This is a genomic window from Salinibacterium amurskyense, assembly GCF_002797685.1.
Lineage (GTDB): Bacteria > Actinomycetota > Actinomycetes > Actinomycetales > Microbacteriaceae > Rhodoglobus > Rhodoglobus amurskyensis.
In genome coordinates this window covers 727,072-745,117 of sequence record NZ_PGFH01000001.1, presented here as the reverse complement: position 1 = coordinate 745,117, position 18,046 = coordinate 727,072, and the positions used below count along the sequence as shown (strand labels likewise).

Annotated in this window: 16 protein-coding genes; 1 reads left to right on the top strand and 15 read right to left on the bottom strand. The window is 59.5% G+C overall.

The features are described 5' to 3' along the window. Positions 1–53: 53 nt before the first annotated feature. Entirely contained in the window at positions 54–821 is a 768-nt protein-coding gene (locus CLV85_RS03410) for an IclR family transcriptional regulator (protein WP_100388185.1), read from the top strand. A gap of 110 nt (positions 822–931) precedes the next feature. Here CLV85_RS03410 and tuf read toward each other — a convergent pair whose 3' ends face one another. The 15 genes from tuf to CLV85_RS13575 all read right to left on the bottom strand — a co-directional run bounded on the left by tuf (position 932) and on the right by CLV85_RS13575 (position 18,045). After that, entirely contained in the window at positions 932–2,125 is a 1,194-nt protein-coding gene (tuf, locus tag CLV85_RS03405) for an elongation factor Tu (protein ID WP_100388184.1), read from the bottom strand. Between the two features lie 109 nt (positions 2,126–2,234). After that, entirely contained in the window at positions 2,235–4,349 is a 2,115-nt protein-coding gene (gene fusA, locus CLV85_RS03400) for an elongation factor G (protein ID WP_100388183.1), read from the bottom strand. An 89-nt stretch (positions 4,350–4,438) separates the two neighbouring features. Beyond that, positions 4,439–4,909 (bottom strand): 30S ribosomal protein S7, encoded by a 471-nt coding sequence (gene rpsG / locus CLV85_RS03395; protein ID WP_100388182.1) that lies wholly within the window; start codon positions 4,907–4,909, stop codon positions 4,439–4,441. Next, positions 4,909–5,283 (bottom strand): 30S ribosomal protein S12, encoded by a 375-nt coding sequence (gene rpsL, locus CLV85_RS03390; RefSeq protein ID WP_097060154.1) that lies wholly within the window; start codon positions 5,281–5,283, stop codon positions 4,909–4,911. The genes rpsG and rpsL overlap by 1 nt, the downstream gene beginning before the upstream one ends. Positions 5,284–5,634: 351 nt before the next feature. After that, complete coding sequence (locus tag CLV85_RS03385; RefSeq protein ID WP_100388181.1) at positions 5,635–6,498, bottom strand: ribonuclease E domain-containing protein; 864 nt, start codon at positions 6,496–6,498, stop codon at positions 5,635–5,637. A gap of 117 nt (positions 6,499–6,615) precedes the next feature. Further along, complete coding sequence (locus CLV85_RS03380; RefSeq protein WP_147433342.1) at positions 6,616–7,326, bottom strand: hypothetical protein; 711 nt, start codon at positions 7,324–7,326, stop codon at positions 6,616–6,618. Next, positions 7,323–8,114, bottom strand: a complete 792-nt coding sequence (locus CLV85_RS03375; protein ID WP_100388179.1) for a fimbrial assembly protein — start codon at positions 8,112–8,114, stop codon at positions 7,323–7,325. Before CLV85_RS03375 ends, CLV85_RS03380 begins: the two co-directional genes overlap by 4 nt. Beyond that, positions 8,111–9,151, bottom strand: a complete 1,041-nt coding sequence (gene pilM / locus CLV85_RS03370; RefSeq protein ID WP_100388178.1) for a type IV pilus assembly protein PilM — start codon at positions 9,149–9,151, stop codon at positions 8,111–8,113. Before pilM ends, CLV85_RS03375 begins: the two co-directional genes overlap by 4 nt. Before the next feature lie 19 nt (positions 9,152–9,170). After that, positions 9,171–9,974: a prepilin peptidase gene (locus CLV85_RS03365; RefSeq protein ID WP_100388177.1), complete on the bottom strand. Its 804-nt coding sequence runs from the start codon at positions 9,972–9,974 to the stop codon at positions 9,171–9,173. Then, the gene (locus CLV85_RS03360; protein ID WP_100388176.1) at positions 9,971–11,722 is read right to left on the bottom strand and encodes a hypothetical protein; all 1,752 of its coding nucleotides are present in this window, start codon (positions 11,720–11,722) and stop codon (positions 9,971–9,973) included. The genes CLV85_RS03365 and CLV85_RS03360 overlap by 4 nt, the downstream gene beginning before the upstream one ends. Continuing rightward, on the bottom strand, positions 11,719–12,426 hold the full coding sequence (locus tag CLV85_RS03355) for a PilW family protein (RefSeq protein WP_100388175.1): 708 nt from the start codon (positions 12,424–12,426) through the stop codon (positions 11,719–11,721). The genes CLV85_RS03360 and CLV85_RS03355 overlap by 4 nt, the downstream gene beginning before the upstream one ends. Beyond that, complete coding sequence (locus CLV85_RS03350) at positions 12,426–13,805, bottom strand: type IV pilus modification PilV family protein (RefSeq protein ID WP_100388174.1); 1,380 nt, start codon at positions 13,803–13,805, stop codon at positions 12,426–12,428. Before CLV85_RS03350 ends, CLV85_RS03355 begins: the two co-directional genes overlap by 1 nt. A gap of 140 nt (positions 13,806–13,945) precedes the next feature. Continuing rightward, positions 13,946–14,374 carry a prepilin-type N-terminal cleavage/methylation domain-containing protein gene (locus CLV85_RS13580; protein WP_100388173.1) on the bottom strand — a complete coding sequence of 143 codons (429 nt, stop codon included), beginning with the start codon at positions 14,372–14,374 and terminating at the stop codon, positions 13,946–13,948. A 357-nt stretch (positions 14,375–14,731) separates the two neighbouring features. Next, positions 14,732–15,973, bottom strand: coding sequence for a type II secretion system F family protein (locus CLV85_RS03340; RefSeq protein ID WP_100388172.1), 1,242 nt, complete (start codon positions 15,971–15,973; stop codon positions 14,732–14,734). Continuing rightward, entirely contained in the window at positions 15,973–18,045 is a 2,073-nt protein-coding gene (locus tag CLV85_RS13575; protein WP_275669061.1) for a type IV pilus twitching motility protein PilT, read from the bottom strand. Before CLV85_RS13575 ends, CLV85_RS03340 begins: the two co-directional genes overlap by 1 nt. Position 18,046: the final 1 nt, after the last annotated feature.

The window sequence follows — 18,046 nt, the reverse complement described above, 5'->3', positions numbered from 1 at the left end:
CTGCAGCGATAGTGATTCGCGATATGGTGTCTGAAATATCAGACAGGGGAAACGTGCCCAGCATTCCGGCAGCGCGCAACACTATGGCGGTGCTGCGCCATCTCGCGTCTCGCAAAGGACCGGTGCCCGCCTCGGCATTGGCCCGCGAGCTCGGACTGCCCCGATCGTCCGTCTACCAACTGCTCGCAGTCATGGTCGATGAGGGCTTCGTTGTGCACTATCCCGAGGATCGCACCTACGGGCTCAGTGCCCTCGTCTCTGAGATTGGCACTTCGGCGCTGCGCAGCGAACGGCTCTCTGCTCTTGCCTCACCGCTGATGCGCAGTCTCGCTCGTGAAGCTCCCATCCCGGTCGTCGCTCACCTAGCGGTATTGAGCGGCGCGGATGTCAGCTACGCGGCACGCGTGCAAGGAACCCGCGCTCCCACGACCGTCTCTGCGGTCGGTGTGCGCCTGCCCGCCCATCTCACTGCCACCGGCCGTGCCATGCTCGCGCGGCTCACCGCACCTCAAGTCCGCGCTCTGTATCCGACTCGGGCGTCTCTGACGCGCCGGCAAACCGCTGGGCCCCAAACGCTGGCCGAACTTGACCGGATGCTGGATTCCGCTCGCAAACGGGGCTGGGCGAGCGAGATTGGCGACGTTACCGCCGACTACTCGTCGGTGGGTGCCGCGGCGCTTGACCGCAACAACTACCCCACAGCCGCGATCGGGCTAACCTTCCGCACGGATGCCGTGGGCGAGCACTGGGATGAGCTCGGCGCCGCGACGGTGGCTGCTGCGCGCGCCCTCACCGGCAGGCTCACCGGACGGTCGAGCTGACCTGACTGCTAAACCGCAGACAGCGACTGCAGAGCGGGAGCGAAAGTGATCGTTAAACGACAAAGGGCCGAGCCTTTCGGCCCGACCCTCGTCGTAATTAGTTACTGAGCTTACGCCAGAACCTTGGTTACCTTACCGGCACCTACGGTACGTCCACCCTCACGGATGGCGAAGCCGAGGCCCTCTTCCATGGCGATGGGCTGAATAAGCTCAACGGTCATGTCAGTGGTGTCGCCAGGCATAACCATCTCGGTGCCCTCAGGCAACGTGATGACGCCGGTGACGTCGGTGGTACGGAAGTAGAACTGCGGACGGTAGTTCGCGTAGAACGGGTTGTGACGCCCACCCTCATCCTTGGAAAGGATGTATGCGGTTCCCTCGAAGTTCGTGTGAGGAGTAACGGAACCAGGCTTAACAACAACCTGTCCACGCTCTACATCTTCACGCTTGGTTCCACGAAGAAGCAGACCACAGTTCTCGCCAGCCCATGCTTCGTCGAGCTGCTTGTGGAACATCTCGATACCAGTGACCGTGGTCTTCTGGGTCGGACGGATTCCAACAATCTCAACGTCAGAGTTGATCGTGAGCGTTCCACGCTCGGCGCGGCCGGTAACAACGGTTCCACGACCAGTGATCGTGAAGACGTCCTCAACGGGCATCAAGAACGGCTTGTCCTTGTCGCGTACGGGGTCAGGAACGTTCTCGTCAACTGCATCCATGAGGTCCAGAATCGACTGAACCCACTTCTCGTCGCCTTCGAGAGCCTTGAGGCCCGAAACGCGAACGACAGGTGCGTTGTCGCCGTCGAAGCCCTGGCTACCCAGGAGTTCGCGAACCTCGAGCTCAACGAGCTCAAGGATCTCTTCGTCGTCAACCATGTCGGACTTGTTGAGTGCTACGAGCAGGTAAGGAACACCAACCTGCTTCGCGAGCAGAACGTGCTCGCGAGTCTGAGCCATCGGGCCGTCGGTCGCTGCAACCACGAGGATTGCACCGTCCATCTGAGCAGCACCGGTGATCATGTTCTTGATGTAGTCAGCGTGACCGGGAGCGTCTACGTGTGCGTAGTGGCGCTTGGTCGTCTCGTACTCAACGTGCGAGATGTTGATGGTAATTCCGCGCTGACGCTCTTCCGGAGCCGAGTCAATCGACGAGAAGTCACGCTGGACGTTGGTTGCCGAAGGGAACTTGTCTGCAAGTACCTTCGAGATCGCTGCCGTGAGCGTGGTCTTTCCGTGGTCAACGTGACCGATGGTTCCGATGTTTACGTGCGGCTTGGTCCGCTCGAACTTGGCCTTAGCCACTGTGGGTCCTCCTCAGGACTCGGTTGCTTCGCATCCGACGACTTATCACTGCCGAATGTTCTGCAAGTTGGTGTGTATCTATGTTAGTTGCGCGCTGGTAGTGCGGCGATTACTCGCCCTTGTTCTTTGCAACAATCTCGTCAGCTACCGCGCGGGGAACCTCAGAGTAACTGTCGAACGTCATCGAGTACACCGCGCGACCCGAAGTCTTGGACCTCAAGTCACCGACATAGCCGAACATTTCCGACAGCGGTACGTGGGCGCGAACGACCTTTACGCCGGTCGCGTCCTCCATGGACTGGATCTGTCCGCGGCGACTGTTAAGGTCACCGATGACATCTCCCATGTACTCCTCGGGAGTACGAACCTCGACCGCCATGAGCGGCTCGAGGAGAACTGGGTCAGCCTTGCGAGCTGCTTCCTTGAATGCCATGGTGCCCGCGATCTTGAACGCCATTTCTGACGAGTCAACATCGTGAGCAGCACCATCGAGGATGATTCCTCGGACGCCGACCATCGGGAATCCTGCGAGGATTCCGACGTTCATCGAGGCCTGGAAACCCTGATCGATCGAGCCAATGTATTCGCGAGGAATACGGCCACCGGTGACCTTATTTACGAATTCGTAAATGTTGTCGCCTTCAACCTCCATGGGCTCAAGCGAGATCTGGACCTTAGCGAACTGTCCCGAACCACCGGTCTGCTTCTTGTGGGTGTAGTCGTGCTTGTCCACAACGCGTCGGATGGTCTCGCGGTACGCAACCTGCGGCTTACCAACGTTGGCTTCAACGTTGAATTCGCGCTTCATGCGGTCGACGAGGATGTCGAGGTGAAGTTCACCCATTCCCTTGATAACCGTCTGGCCAGTTTCCTGGTTCTGTTCGGTACGGAACGTGGGGTCTTCTTCAGCGAGCTTCTGGATGGCAACACCAAGCTTTTCTTGGTCAGCCTTCGTCTTCGGCTCGATCGCTACCTCAATAACGGGCTCAGGGAACGTCATCGACTCGAGAACGACCTGGTCGTTCGGGTCACACAGCGTGTCACCAGTCGTGGTGTCCTTGAGGCCGATAACGGCGTAGATGTGTCCAGCGGTGACGCTGTCGACAGGGATCTCCTTGTTGGCAGCCATTTGGAAGATCTTTCCGATGCGCTCCTTCTTGCCCTTAGTGGAGTTAGCAACAGCTCCACCAGAGTCAAGGTGTCCCGAGTACACGCGAATGTACGTAAGGCGACCGAAGAAGGGGTGCACAGCAACCTTGAACGCGAGAGCCGAGAACGGCTCAGCGGAATCAGGCTTGCGGATGATGATCTTCTCTTCATCGCGCGGGTCGGTTGCTTCCATGGGAGGCACGTCAACCGGCGAGGGAAGGTAATCGATAACAGCGTCGAGCATCGGCTGAACGCCACGGTTCTTGAAAGCAGAACCACAGAGAACGGGGTAGATCTCGCTGTTGACGGTGAGCTTACGAATTGCAGCCTTGATCTCTGCAACCGTGATCTCTTCGCCGCCGAAGTAACGCTCCATGATGGCGTCGTCAGTCTCAGCAACAACTTCGAGGAGAGCGGTGCGGTATTCCGCAGCCTTTTCCTTGAGGTCTTCGGGGATCTCTTCGATAGCGTACTTCGAGCCCATCTGAACGTCACCCTTGGCGTCTCCACGCCACGTGAGTGCACGCATCTCGACGAGGTCGACAACACCCTCGAACTCGGACTCGAGTCCGATCGGGAGCTGAAGAACCAACGGGCGAGCGCCGAGGCGGTTAACGATGGTGTCTACCGTGTAGTAGAAGTCCGCGCCCATCTTGTCCATCTTGTTGACGAAGCAGATGCGGGGTACGTCGTACTTGTCGGCCTGGCGCCATACAGTCTCCGACTGCGGCTCCACACCCTCTTTACCGTCGAACACAGCGACAGCACCGTCGAGAACGCGGAGCGAACGCTCCACCTCAACCGTGAAGTCAACGTGGCCGGGGGTGTCGATGATGTTGATCTGGTTTTTGTTCCAGTAACACGTAACAGCAGCGGACGTGATCGTGATGCCACGTTCTTGCTCCTGCTCCATCCAGTCAGTAGTCGACGCACCATCGTGAGTTTCACCAATTTTGTGGTTAACACCCGTGTAGAACAGGATGCGCTCAGTCGTAGTGGTCTTGCCGGCATCGATGTGAGCCATGATGCCAATGTTGCGGACCTTAGTCAGGTCGGTGAGCACGTCCTGTGCCACAGGTTCCTCCGAAGTATGTTGGTGAAGCGAGAATCTCAATAGTGAAGCGAGTCAGACAGCGCCTGACTCGCCTCACTGCGAGGTGCTGACTACCAGCGGTAGTGAGCGAATGCCTTGTTCGACTCGGCCATCTTGTGGGTGTCTTCACGACGCTTTACAGCGGCGCCAAGTCCATTCGATGCGTCCAAGATCTCGTTGGTGAGACGCTCAGTCATCGTCTTTTCACGACGACCCTTTGCGTAGCTCGTGAGCCAGCGCAGTGCGAGCGTGTTTGCTCGGTGCGACTTAACTTCAACGGGAACCTGGTAAGTCGATCCACCGACACGACGCGACTTGACCTCAAGGGTCGGGCGTACGTTGTCGAGAGCCTTCTTGAGAGTGACTACGGCGTCTTGGCCGGTCTTCTCTGCCACGCCTGCGAGTGCTCCGTAAACGATGCGCTCAGCGAGGCCCTTCTTGCCATCAAGAAGAATCTTGTTGACGAGCTGGCTGACGATGGGTGCGCCGTAAACGGGATCCGCGACTACGGGACGCTTTGGTGCTGGTCCTTTACGAGGCATTACTTCTTGTCCTTCTTCGCGCCGTAGAGGCTACGAGCCTGCTTACGGTTCTTAACGGCCTGGGTGTCGAGCGCTCCGCGAACGATCTTGTAGCGGACACCGGGGAGGTCCTTTACACGACCACCGCGGATGAGCACCATCGAGTGCTCTTGAAGGTTGTGACCTTCTCCGGGAATGTAGGCCGTGACCTCGGTACCGTTTGAAAGCTTGACACGAGCAACCTTGCGAAGAGCCGAGTTCGGCTTCTTCGGAGTTGTTGTGTAGACGCGCGTGCAAACGCCGCGCTGCTGCGGGTTGGACTTAAGGGCGGGAGCCTTGGTCTTGACGACCTTCGGCGAGCGTCCCTTACGCACCAACTGCTGAATGGTGGGCACTAAATTACTCCTTGATTTTGCTGCACGGTGACAGCGTCATGATGGTTAGCATTCGCTGTTCTTTGCAGAACACCGAGTTCATCTGGACCCACGCCCCGCCGCACAAGTCGAATGAACGAACTATGCGGATGGTTTATGGATATGCCGTGGGGGTCAACCAGAAGGTTGAACCCTGTGATGTGGAGTTGCTTGCACCCGAACCCCGCTAGTGCGGTGACCTACAAGAGGCATAGTTCAAGCGCACGGCAAAGCGCACACCTCAGAAAGAATAGCCCCCCGGGCGTACCGGGGTCAAATGATCACAGCGCACACGCAGGCTCCAGAACAGGGCACGCGATGGCGCACGCACGCTTAGCGTTGAGCAGCAGTTTTCTCTGCGAGCTCAGCTTCCCATTTCGCCCGGGATTCGCTGTTGCGCTGAGTGACCTTGCGGCCGCGCTTTGCCACGAGCGCACCCGTCCAGAGCGACACCTCACGACCAATAAGGCCGGCTGCGATGATGAGCGGATCGACCAAAGCTGCAGCGAACATGGCCTGGGCCTGTTCCGGCGTGTTCTGGATGACGCCATTGATCAGCAACAGCGCACCGATCGTGCCGAAGTACACCACGAGACCGACAATGATGCTCGAGAACACGTGCGCAGCCCAGCCGGCACGGTTCACGATGAGCGCGATGACGATCGCTCCCAGTGCGAAGAATGCGACGGGCACGTAGAACGAGGGCGCCTGGACGAAAGCGAGCGCAACGCGACCCGTCGCGGCTGCGCTGATGATTGCGACCGCGAGTGCGAACACCAGAGCAAAGACCAGAGTGGAAGCGAGTGCGATAAACACCCCGAAGCCACGGTTTCCCGCGACCTTGGGAGGAGTCGGCGCGGTGACGTACACAACGCGCGGCTCGGCGGATGCCGCTCCCGCTGCTGCGGAGGTGACGGCAGGCTCCGGGTCGGCAACGACTTCGGGCTCTGGCTCAGCGACGATCTCTGGCTCGGCTGCTACAGCAGGCTCCGCCATGGGCTCGACTTCTGCCTCCAGCGTGGAATCGTCGTACACCGCGGTATCTGCGGGAGTAGCGGGCTCAGCGATGGGCTCCACGAGGGGTGTGGCAGCGGGCGACTCGTCTGCAGCTGCAACCGTCTCGTCGACCACTACAGCATCCTCAATGTTGTCGTCGTTCTTCGGTGAAAAACCACGCTCTACAGATGGATCGGTCATGACTGTTGCCTCCTCGTGCCAGCGACTGATGCTCTCAGTGTACTGAAGCAACTCTCAGAAACGAGAAGAACGCCACGACCAAGAGGTCGTGGCGTTCTTCTTCATGCTGTGATTTTGCTAGTTGACCGTTGTTCCGTCAGCACCAGCATCCACGTTAAGCGTTGAGACATCGGTACCCGGAAGCACGTAAACGTAGCCATCGATCTTCATCTCGAACTCGCCGCCATCAGTTGCGGGATCGTAAATGATCGAGGACATGCTCAACACACGGACGCCGGTTTGAGCGGTCTCCAAGAACGAGTGCAACGCGGCAGGCTCGCCCGCCACACGAATCGTGACGGCGACGGCAACTAGGCCTGGCACCGAGGGGACCGCTTGCACGTCGGTTGGTGAGCTAGCGTCGGCCTCCGCTACCGGCGCCTCAGCAGCGTCGCCTTCTTCACCCTCCACGGGAGCAGCGACCGGTGCATCAGTTTCGGGCGGCAGAGCTTCTTCGACACTCAGGTATCCCGTGCTAACTAGAAGGACGCCAGCTTTCGACGCGAGCGCTTCGATCTGGGCTGCGAAGACTGACGTGTTGTGCACAGCAGGGATAGCTCGCTGAAGGTCTTCCAGCTCCGCGAACAGCGCTGCAGAATCTTCATCGAGAGCCTTGAGGCGAGCAAGTTCTGCAGCCTTCACCTGATTCTGAATCTCGACATCAGCGAGCTGGGTGTCGGATTCATTCGCGGCGCTGAGCGCTGGCCCGACTCCCACCGCCCAGCCGGCAGCGAGAATGATGATTACAGCAACCACACCAATTAGTGTCCATAAGCGTGTCAAGGTCATGATCCGCTCCCTTCTTCAGTCGCCTCAGGAGTGTCACTTGGACTCGGCGTCTCAGTCACTGTGGGTGTCGGCGTTGGCTCAGCCTCGGGCTCTTCGGCCACGGGCTCAGTTTCGACACCGTCGAATCGGTGAACGAGAGCGTTCTCGTCCAAGTAGACAACGACATCCACCGTGTAGGTCCCGTCGTCTTGATAGTTTGCAGCGACCAAGGTTGCATCGCTCACACCGTCGATGCTGGGGACCGATCGAAGCCACTTATCAGAGGCCGCGATGTTGGCGAAGTTGATTTCCATCGCAAACTGCGCGTTCCGCTGTGGTTCCACGGTTGATGTCGCGGCGCCGAATTCCAGAAGCGGGGTTGCCGTTTCGAAGCTGTAAGAAACCACGACAGCCCCGGAGGGGAGCTTCTTACCAAGCGCGTTGAACATATCCCGCACTGAAACCTCAGTCGAGGTCGCGAAAATACGAGCACTTGTGGCAGATTGCACCATCTGCCCGGCAACACGCACGTCGTTGTATTCGCCCTGTTGCGTGATGAGGGTCTGTGTAAGTGCACGAGCGTTCTCGAGCGCCAAGTAGCGCTGGAGCGCGTACAGGTTCATACCCACCGATGCCAGAATGACGACTCCGATTGCGACAATCGCAACGAAGATTGCACGGCCACGCGCTCGGGCCGCCTGCTTCTTCTGGCCAACCTCTGGTGGAAGAAGATTTACATACGGCGGGTACGCGGTAGGAACTTTCAGTTCCTTACGGGCTTTAGGAGCTTTGCTCTTGTTGTCGCTCATGCGGAGACCCCCGTTACCAGTCCGAGAGCTACCGACATATCAAACGGAGAACCTGTTCCCTTGAGCTGACGAGAAACGGCAGTCATCGTGAACGGATCGGGCAAGGATGCCGGTGTCTTGGTGAACTCTGACACTGTTTCTACGAGGCCCAGCAACTGCGAGCCTCCACCCGTCATCACGATGCGATCAATCGCACGGTTGTTGCGGGCATTCTGGAAGTACTGAATCGTGGCACGGATGGCCATCAGCGTTTCATTGACGAGCTCGAAAGAAACCTCGAGGGCGGGGCGTTGCTCCGCGGTCGCCCGTGCCGCAATGACGCCGACGGAACGCTTGATAGCTTCAGCATCGCGCGAGGAGATATCGAGTCGCTGCGAGATTCCCTTGGTGATGTCACCACCTCCGGTCGGGAGGAATCGAATGAAGTGAGGAACGTGACCCTCGAGCGCAACAAGAGTCGTTGTCGACGCACCGATATCGACCAGCAGCGTGGTCGTGGAACCGAGCTCGGGAGTCGAGAACAGTCGCGTCAGAGCAAACGGCGACAGATCGACGTTGACGGGCGTGACGCCACCAGCGGATGCCGCGTTAACGTTCACGAGCACGGGAGCCTTAATCGCGGCAACCAGCATGCCCTGAAGCATGGGTCCGGTCTCCCCCTCAGCCTCGGCGGCCGGGTAGAAGTCGAGCAGTGCATCCGAAGCCGGAACAGGCAGCAGGTCTTGCACCTGAAAAGGAAGCGATTCGCGAACCTGGTTCAACGGCAGACGCGGAACCGTCACATCGCGGGCAACGACTTTGGAGTTACCAAAGCCGATAACGACATCGCGCGTGCGGAAGCCGTTGGCCGACCACAGCTTTTTGATGGATGCCGTGACGGTGGCGGAGTCGATGACTTCGCCCGCGCGCACAGCACCCTCGGGCAAGGGCACTTCGCCGAAGCGAAGCACCGTTGGCTTCTGAAGGTGCGGGTTCTCAACTTCAACAGCACGAATTGCTGTTGAGCCGATATCCAGCCCCACTAATTTCTTTCCCATAGTTCCCCCCGGGCCGCGGTCAGACGAGACCGGCGGCCACCATATATCCATTCCACAGTTGTGAACCGAAAGCGATGCCAACCCACGCGCCCGCGATCATCCACGGTCCGAATGGGATAGCTGTGCGCCGGCCTGCCCGCCGAATGATGAGCAATGCGATTGCAAATACGCCCCCGAGCAAGAATGCCGCAAATGCACCCACTGCGACGACCCCCCATCCGAGCCACCCCAGATAGAGGCCAAGGACGGCCGCGAGTTTGACGTCGCCCATGCCCATGCCACGCGGCTGGACAATTGCGATGATGAAGTAGAAGACGAAGAGCGCCGCGCCACCGGCGAGAGCGCCGAGAAGAGCGCCCCAGTTTCCCGTGCCGGCGCTGGCTACAGCAAGCAACGCCGCACCCACCACGATCGATGGCAGCACGATGCGGTTCGGCAAAGTTTGCGTATCGAGGTCGATCAACGTGAGAGCGATCGAGATCGCCGCCAGGTACAAGAAAGCAGGCAGCGCCCAGATGAGACTGGTCTCAGCTCCGATGAAGGCGGCAGTGAGCCCGAACGCGACAGCAGTCGCTGCTTCGACCAGCGGATAACGTGCCGAGATCGGCTCGGAGCAATCGCGGCAACGGCCACGAAGGACTAGCCAACCCACAACAGGGACATTGTCGTACCAGCGGATGCGGTGCTCACACTTGGGGCACGCGCTCGGCGGTGACGTGAGGTTCTCGCCGCGCGGCAACCGCCACACCACCACATTCAAGAACGAACCGACAGCAAGTCCGAGAATTACAGCAAAGACGACAAGAAGAGCAGTTGCTGTCATCGAGCGGCACCCGAAGCTTCGAACGCGGGCTCGACCTCAATCCAGACGTTCACGCCGTACGTAGTCGTTACGGGAGAAAGGAACTTGGGAGGAGCAACATATTTGAGGCGCACGTCATAAACGTAGTTCTTTACGTAGCCTCCGCTACCACTTCGCACGATTCCGCGGAACTTTTGCGCAATGGCGCCGTTGACAGTGAGAGTGCCTCGGCCGCTGCCGATGCTCGGGTTTTGTACCGCAAAGGTGTGGCCCACCGACAAGATCGCAGCGTCGATGCGGCGGTTGTAGCCGCCAAGAAGCGTGTTGTCGTAATAACGGTTGGATCCGGTCGTCGGGTTCCACACCCAAATAGCATCGTTGCCGACGAGTCCGAGAACGTCTTCCTGATCGTCTCGGTAAACAATGTCACCGGTCACGTAAACGTAGTGTTCAGCCGACAGAGTTGCCTGGCCGTTGACCGTGCCCTTGACGAAGAGATCACCGTTGCGGCAGCCGTAGCTTCCGCTGGGGGCATTCTCGTAGCGGACCGGGTAGCCGATGCCGTTGCCGTTGCCGTTCTCATCGGTGCGACCATTCACACCGACACAGCTCAGCCCTGAAGGCCGACTAGAGCTCGACCAGTAGTTCGGGTCGCTGGCGACGCTAGGCACGTTTTGCACGTAGATCACGTTGCTGGGTGGCATGGTGAAAGTTGCCCCGGAAGTGCTGCGCAGCTGAGAGAGACTTCCGCACATCGCCGGAGTGCTTCCGCCGGTGGCGGGAGATCCCGTGATCTGAGTCTTCTTGGTCCAGGGCGAATATACCGTGATGGTGCCATTCGAGTTCAACGTGATTTCGGTCGGCCCCGTATAGAGGCAGCCGGGACGCGGGACACCGTCAGTCACGAGGTCTGAACGGGTTTCGCGCAGGTGCTGCGAGTTCGTCGCCGGCATTCCAATAACCGGGCTGAAACTCGGCGAGCCGGGAATGGCGAAGCTCTGGCCGTTGCAGTAATTGCCGTTGGAATCGCGAGGGTTGTACTTGATTCCGCTCGAGGGGCGGTAACTCGTTGTGACCGCTCCGAGGAAGCTAGCGCTGCAGATGCGGATCGTGTCGTTCGAGTGCACGGGACCGTCAATGGTGTCGCCGCCCGAGAATGCAATCTCACCGCAGTTGCCAGAGATGCTGCTGCGACCATCCCACCAGTACTTCACGCAGCTGTTGCTCGCGCTGCTGAACGAGGGGTCCATGATCTCGTAGTCAGTGAAGTAAAGGAAGTCGATGAAGCCAGACTGGCGAAGGTCCGCCACGATGGTACGGGTTTCACTGCCAACTTTCCCTGTCGCGCGCACGCGAATGGTTCCGCTGCTCTGGTAGTTGGAGTTGTCGACCTCATAGCGGAAAAAAGAGTTGTCGTCGCTGCCCGGAACTTTGACCCACGGCTCTGATGCCAAGGTGTTGAAGGCAGCATTCACGTTGGTGCCCGTCGGCAGACGAACATCGCTCGTCGATGAGAAATCGGCTGCGGGGTTTCCGTACTGCACGTACGACGTGTCTTCTGAGAGTCGACTCTGGTAATCCTCGACGCCGGCATAAGCCGCCGCCAGTGACGCCGACCACTCTTGAGTCGCGGCAGCCTGCCGGAACCCACCAGTGGCGTAAGCCACTGCCGTCGTCACGAGAAGCCCGAGCACCACAGTGATGCCAATCACCATGGGCAAGGCTGCCCCTTGCTCGCCGCCAATTCGGGCGCGAAGAAAACGGATCATCGGTCAATTCCAATCCGGGAAAACCCTAGGTTCGGGATACCTACGGTGTTTTCGAGAGTCGCAGTCTTTGCATCTCCCGAAGGGTCTGTTTGTACCGTCATAGTCACTTTCACCGCAGCGATGAGGCGTCGATCAGTCTCAGAAAGAGAGCCACCTGAGGGCATCGTCAATTCGACGTTGTCCTTCGTGTAGAACTGAAATACGGGCGAACCCCCGGTCGCGATCTGGCGTACGACGGTGCGCTGCGATGCAGCGGTGTTATAGAAAGTGAAGTATCCCGACGAGAGTGCCCGGGCATCCCAGCGGGTTTCAACCAGCGTGCGGTCGCTCGTTATCTCGAACTGCACTTTCACCGGCTCGGGATCGAGCGCATCGGTGTCGAGGTATGCCTGCAAGACGACGTTCTCGGGGCTCGCAACGCTGAACACTGGCTCGTTGAGCGCAACGCTCGCGACAGGATTCTCGGTTCCGGAGCGGATTACGCGGGTCAACTCGTTCATCGCGATTGTGGCCGCGGACGTGTTGGCGCTCGCGGAGCGCTCGTCAGCAAAGGTGCGCGTAAAGGTGACGAAGATCGTCATGACCATTGCGAGCAACATTCCCATGAGTGCCATTGTTACGATCAGCTCGCTCAGGGTGACACCGGCTTCATCGCGCTGCAGTCGTGAGACGCGAGAAAAAAGAACGCTTCGCAACGTAGTCATTAGGAAGCCACCCGAGGATCGACGGTGACCACGCCGGGAACTGTTGCAGTTCCACCAACGATCGGGGCAAGGATGCTGCCCAACCCAACAGGAAGCCAAAGACCAGCTGTGCGACGTTCGATCTCCCAGGTTCCATAAGGCAAAGCGATGAACTGAGTTGCAGAGTCTAAGCGGTCGAAGGTCAGGGTCACCGACTCGGTGCAGCCGGGGTCGGCACTACCCGCGACGGGCGCGGTCGACTTCACACGAATTCGGTCGCCTGCAAGCGCCGTTACGTCAACGAGTCCCATAGGAACCGTCATATCGACGCTTCCGCCCGGGTTAGCGGCGACGGCTACCGCATCCGGAGAACGGTACGTTACCCCGGCGATGTCTTCTTCTGGCCACAGCGCAGGGTTGGGTGAGGCGCAATAGTCAGCGGTACTGGCCGGGTCTTCGGGCTTCGGAATGTACGTTCCCGCTACCCCGACATACCCCGAACGCCACGGGAAAAGGTTGATGCTGCGCGACAGACTCGACGAGCTGCTCGACTCGGTATGGACTCCGTAGGTGCTAATAAAAGCGGTATCCATGTTCTTCGGGATTTCGACGTTCGCCGGCGCCGGGTTCGCTACGTACTTGACGTCGAAGCGTGCGGCCTGGTCATAGTTGAACGAGACCGAGCTCGCGGTTCCCGCTACGACCTGCGTGAGCTGGCTGGGTGAGCTGGACTGGCCATCATCTGTGATGTAACCGGAGCGCGAAACGCTGACGTTGTAGTTGCCGGGCGCGACCTTGAGGATGAAGGAACATCCGTCAGTGTCCGTTGCTGCGGGCGAAGTAGACAAACTCTGAGCTCCCTCGGAGGGAGAAGCGGGGCTTGCGCCGACGCTCACGCCTTCGGATCCTTCACCGGAGCCGCCAATCACGGAAACCAAGATCGTGCCGAGTGCGGGGTCGTTGATGCGATCATCCGGAGCCAACAGGCTGTCAAAGCGCACCGGCTCGGTGCCCGTACGCATATTGGGCCAAGAAACTTCGATATTGATGCGCTTGTACTGCAGGGTTCCACCACCGGAACCACAGGACGCTGCGGTGTTACTCGATGGCACCCACGCGGTTGAACGCGTCACCGTGAAGACGTCGCCATTGAGCGTCTTGGTGTAGGTGTCGTCGAAAAGTGTGAAGACGTCGCTGGCGTCGCGAGCGAGGTCGATTTCTTGAGCGGCAAGGTTTGCTGCCACTACGCGAGCGCGATTGTCGCGAGTGATAGCCAGAACAGTGGCCAGTGATTGGAGTACGCCGAGGGAGACAATTGCGAAGATCATCATCGCGACGAGAACCTCAAGAAGGCTCAATCCTGAATCGGAGCTACGAAGACGCTGTAGAACCTTATACATGATGAGCCCTTTCGTGCGGGTGTAAGGGTGTGCAAGTCGTGCGGCGGAGATGGGTTCTCCCCTGCGAGAGCGATCACTCTCGAAGTGTGAAAACGGGGCGCCGCCGCTTGGCGACGCCCCGTTCTCGTACTACTTACCTACTACGGCGTGACTGCCGTGTCGGTGGTGATTCCGGTGTTGCTGTCGTAAGCCCACGCCTTGGTCGTGTACTCGGAGTGAGTTACAGCGAACGTGTAGCTGTTTCCGTCAGCAGCAGGAGTAACGGCGAGCGTTACGGAAGGCGTTGCCTTGTAACCGTTGTCCGAGAGGCCGGTGTCAGAAAGACCGGTGAACGAACCGTTGTTGCCTACGGCGAAGGTCTCCGCTGCGATAACAGCGTTAGCGATGTCCGACTTGACCTGCGATTCCCAAGCGCCCTGGCGCTGGTTGAGGAAGAAGGGGATAGCGATCGCGGCAAGGATGCCGATGATCAGAACAACAACGAGGAGCTCAACGAGAGTGAAGCCCTTCTGGTCGTTCTCGAGGTCGGAGCGCTTGCTGCGCAGTGCTTCATTCAAACGTGCGATCATTTTGGATTTCCTGTCTGTGGTTCGGATCTTGGACAGGGGCCCCCAGAAAAAATCAGCTTCTCAGCCCCCCACAAAAAATACTCTCAACATGTGGGCTAGCTGAGAATCCCACAAACGGGGGTGAACCGCCCGAATCACGCCCCCAGTCTGAGGGGCGAGGTGCGAGTCGTGGCGGTTTTTGCGCCTAGTTCAGGGGTAAATTTCGCCGGCACAACTCCAAGGGACCCGCCCGCGACTGCCGGCAAGCGCGCACTCCGCTGCGCTGCTCCCTCGGCCGAGATGCACCTTAACGGCCAAACGGGGGCATCACGACTCGGGTCGCGATGCCCCCGCCTGGGGCTGCTAGGTGCCTCTGTACTATTTGATCTGGTCGAAGATGGCAAAGATCGGCATGTAGAGCGCGATAACCATCACGCCAACGATCGCGCCAATGACACCAATCATGAGCGGCTCGATAAGTGCCGTGAGCTGCTCAGTAGTCTTCTGCACCTCGTCGTCGTAGAAGTCAGCGATCTTCGAAAGCATGACCTCCATAGAACCGGCGTCTTCACCGACGGCAACCATCTGGGTCACCATCGACGGGAAGACCGGCTCTTTGGCCAAAGGAACCGAAACCGACTGCCCCGAACGAACCGAATCAGCCACACGGCGCAGGGCTTCCTCGATCACGAAGTTTCCCGACGTCTCTCCCACAATCGAAAGCGCGTGAAGAATCGGCACACCAGCGCCGAGCATGGTTCCAAAGTTACGAGTGAAGCGCGAGATCGATACCTTACGGAAGAGAGGGCCAAAGACCGGCGCCCGCAGCTTCCACGGGTCAACGGCCTTACGGACCTTCTCCGTGTGCTTGTTCTTGCCCCACCACACGCTGAAGATAATGCCGCCGACGACCAGGATCGGCGCAATGATGGTCATCCCATCAGACATCCACACCAGCATCTGGGTGAGCAGCGGCAGTTCGCCTCCGAGATCGGAGAACATTTCCTCGAACACCGGCACGATAAAGAGCAGCATTCCGACCACGGCGGCGATCGCCATAATGAGAACGACGACAGGGTAGGTGAGCGCGGACTTAATCGTTCCGCGAAGCTTCACTTCGCCCTCAAAGTTGTTCGCGATCGACTCGAGCGCGTTGTCGAGGAATCCGCCCGTCTCACCCGCACGAACCAAGTGGATCATGATCGGAGGGAAGACGGTACCGTGCTTAGCGAACGCATCAGACAGCGTTCCACCGGTCTCGACGTCTTGACGAATCTCCCCAAGAGCCTTCGCGAGCGTGGGGTTTTCCGTCTGCTCTGAGAGGATGACCAGCGCACGGATGAGAGACAGTCCCGACGAGATCATGGTCGACATCTGGCGGCTCATTACCGCGAGGTCATCCAGGCCAACGCCCTTCTGCAAGAAGGAGATGTTGATCTCTTTGTTGAGGCCGGTGCCGGAACCCGCTTCGGTAACCGAGATCGGGCTGATCTCCATGGCACGGAGGCGCGCGAGAACCGCATTCTCGCTCGATGCATCGATGCGTCCCTTGACAACCTTGCCCGACTGATCGCGGGCCTTGTACTCGAAGGACTTCGTGGTTGAGGTAGTCGCGGCCATTATTTCGGTACTCCTGTTGAGCTATCGCCCATCAGCCGGTGCATACCCTCGGGGTCATGGGCCTTGGCCATGGCTGCCTCTTCGGTAATCGCACCAGACTTAGCGAGACCAGCAAGGTGCTGATCCATGGTGTGCATACCAGCGCCACGGCCGGCCTGCATGGCGGAAGGAATCTGGTAAATCTTTCCTTCACGGATGAGGTTTCCGATAGCTGGGTTCATCGTGAGGACTTCTGTTGCCACGACGCGGCCCTTTCCGGATGACCGGCGAACAAGTGTCTGACAGATGATGCCCTGCAGCACGGCAGCGAGCTGGGTACGAACCTGACCCTGCTGGTGCGGCGGGAAAACGTCGATGATGCGGTCAACGGTTTGCGCAGCATCCTGAGTGTGCAGGGTGGCGAACACAAGGTGACCAGTTTCTGCAGCTGTCAGAGCGATCGAGATGGTTTCGAGGTCTCGAAGCTCACCGATCAGAATGACGTCAGGGTCTTGACGCAGAACATGCTTAAGCGCCGCGGTGAACGAGTGAGTATCGCGACCGACCTCGCGCTGGTTGACCAGCGACTTCTGGTTGCCGTGCAAGAACTCGATCGGGTCTTCGACGGTCACGATGTGGTCGGCACGGGTGCGGTTGACCAGGTCAATGAGCGCGGCCAAGGTGGTGGACTTACCGGAACCAGTTGGCCCGGTCACGAGCACGAGCCCACGCGGCAGAGTAGCAAACTGCGATACCGACTCCTGGATACCGAGGTCTTTCAACTGCTTGATCTCGGTCGGGATGATTCGGAAGGCAGCACCCAAGTTGCCGCGGTCCATGTAGAAGTTCACGCGGAAACGAGCAGCTTCGGAAAGCTCGAATGCGAAGTCGAGTTCGAGGACTTCCAAGAACTGCTCTTCTTGCTTCTGGTCGAGGATGCTGAACAGCGCGTCGCGCGTGCGGTCTTTGTCCCAGATAGCAACACCCTTGAGCGGCTGAAGTCCACCGTCGATGCGGATCATGGGCACAGCGCCGGAAGCGATGTGAAGGTCCGAGGCGCCGGTGTAAACGACCTCTTTCAGAGCATCCAGCAGCTCAGGGTTTGACCCCTCGCGGGCCGTGAGTTGCATCTCGGGACGAGCTTCGCGCTCCTCCTCGACGATCTCCGGTACGGAAAGCAGCTGAGACTCTCGCGTCGGCTGAGGATCGGCAGCACCGAACCCGCTCGTGAAGCTCAAGAGCCCCTCGTCGACTCCGGGCGGCGGGAAGTTCAGTTCGCCCTCGGCAGCGGGGGCGATGTCAGGTAGGTCAAGGAGTCCACCGTCGGCAGCGGGCTGCGACGGGAACTTGATTGTCGGCGCGTCTGCCGCGACCTCATCCATGATCTGGGTGGGGGCATCGGCGGGAGCACTTGCAGCGTCTTCGGTGAAGTACGGCACTTCGGCTGCAGTCGGCGACGGAGCCGGAGCTGCGTCAGCGACGGGCGCAGCAGGTGCGGCGGCTGCAGCAGACACTGGTGCAGGAACCTCAGGCGCGGCGGCTTCCGGAACGGGAAGCGACGCTCCTGCGGCCGACGTTGCGGCCGAGGTCTGAGACATAGCGCCGGCGGCAGCTTGACGGAAAAGCTCATCGAGAGAATCGATCGAGGTGACCGGTTCTGTTGCCATGCGGCGAGCGCGACGCCCGCCCTCAGCGGCGGCTTCGCCCTGCGGCGCTTCAGCCTGAGGCGCGGCAGCGGGCTCAGCCTGAGCGGCAGGTGCAGCCGGAGCTGGTGGCGCAGGAGGCGTGGCCGGGGGCGTAACGCCAGAGGTATCCGTGCTCTTAATCGAGCCAGAGGGCGGCGGAATCGTCGGTAGCGGCGAGGCCGGCACAGTAGCGGCCGATGCCGAAGGCGCGGCGCCCGTCTGTGCCCACTCGGGGAACGCCGAGGCGGATGCTGCCTGCGGCGTGCCAACGCCAGGAACGCTTGTTCCCGGGGTGGGCGGTGGCGCATCCGTCGGAACGCTTTGCCCCGAGGGCGCGCTCTGTCCCTTCGGCGTGAACAAACTCTCGTCTACCGATTGCGACGGGATGTCGTAAATCCGCTTAGCCATA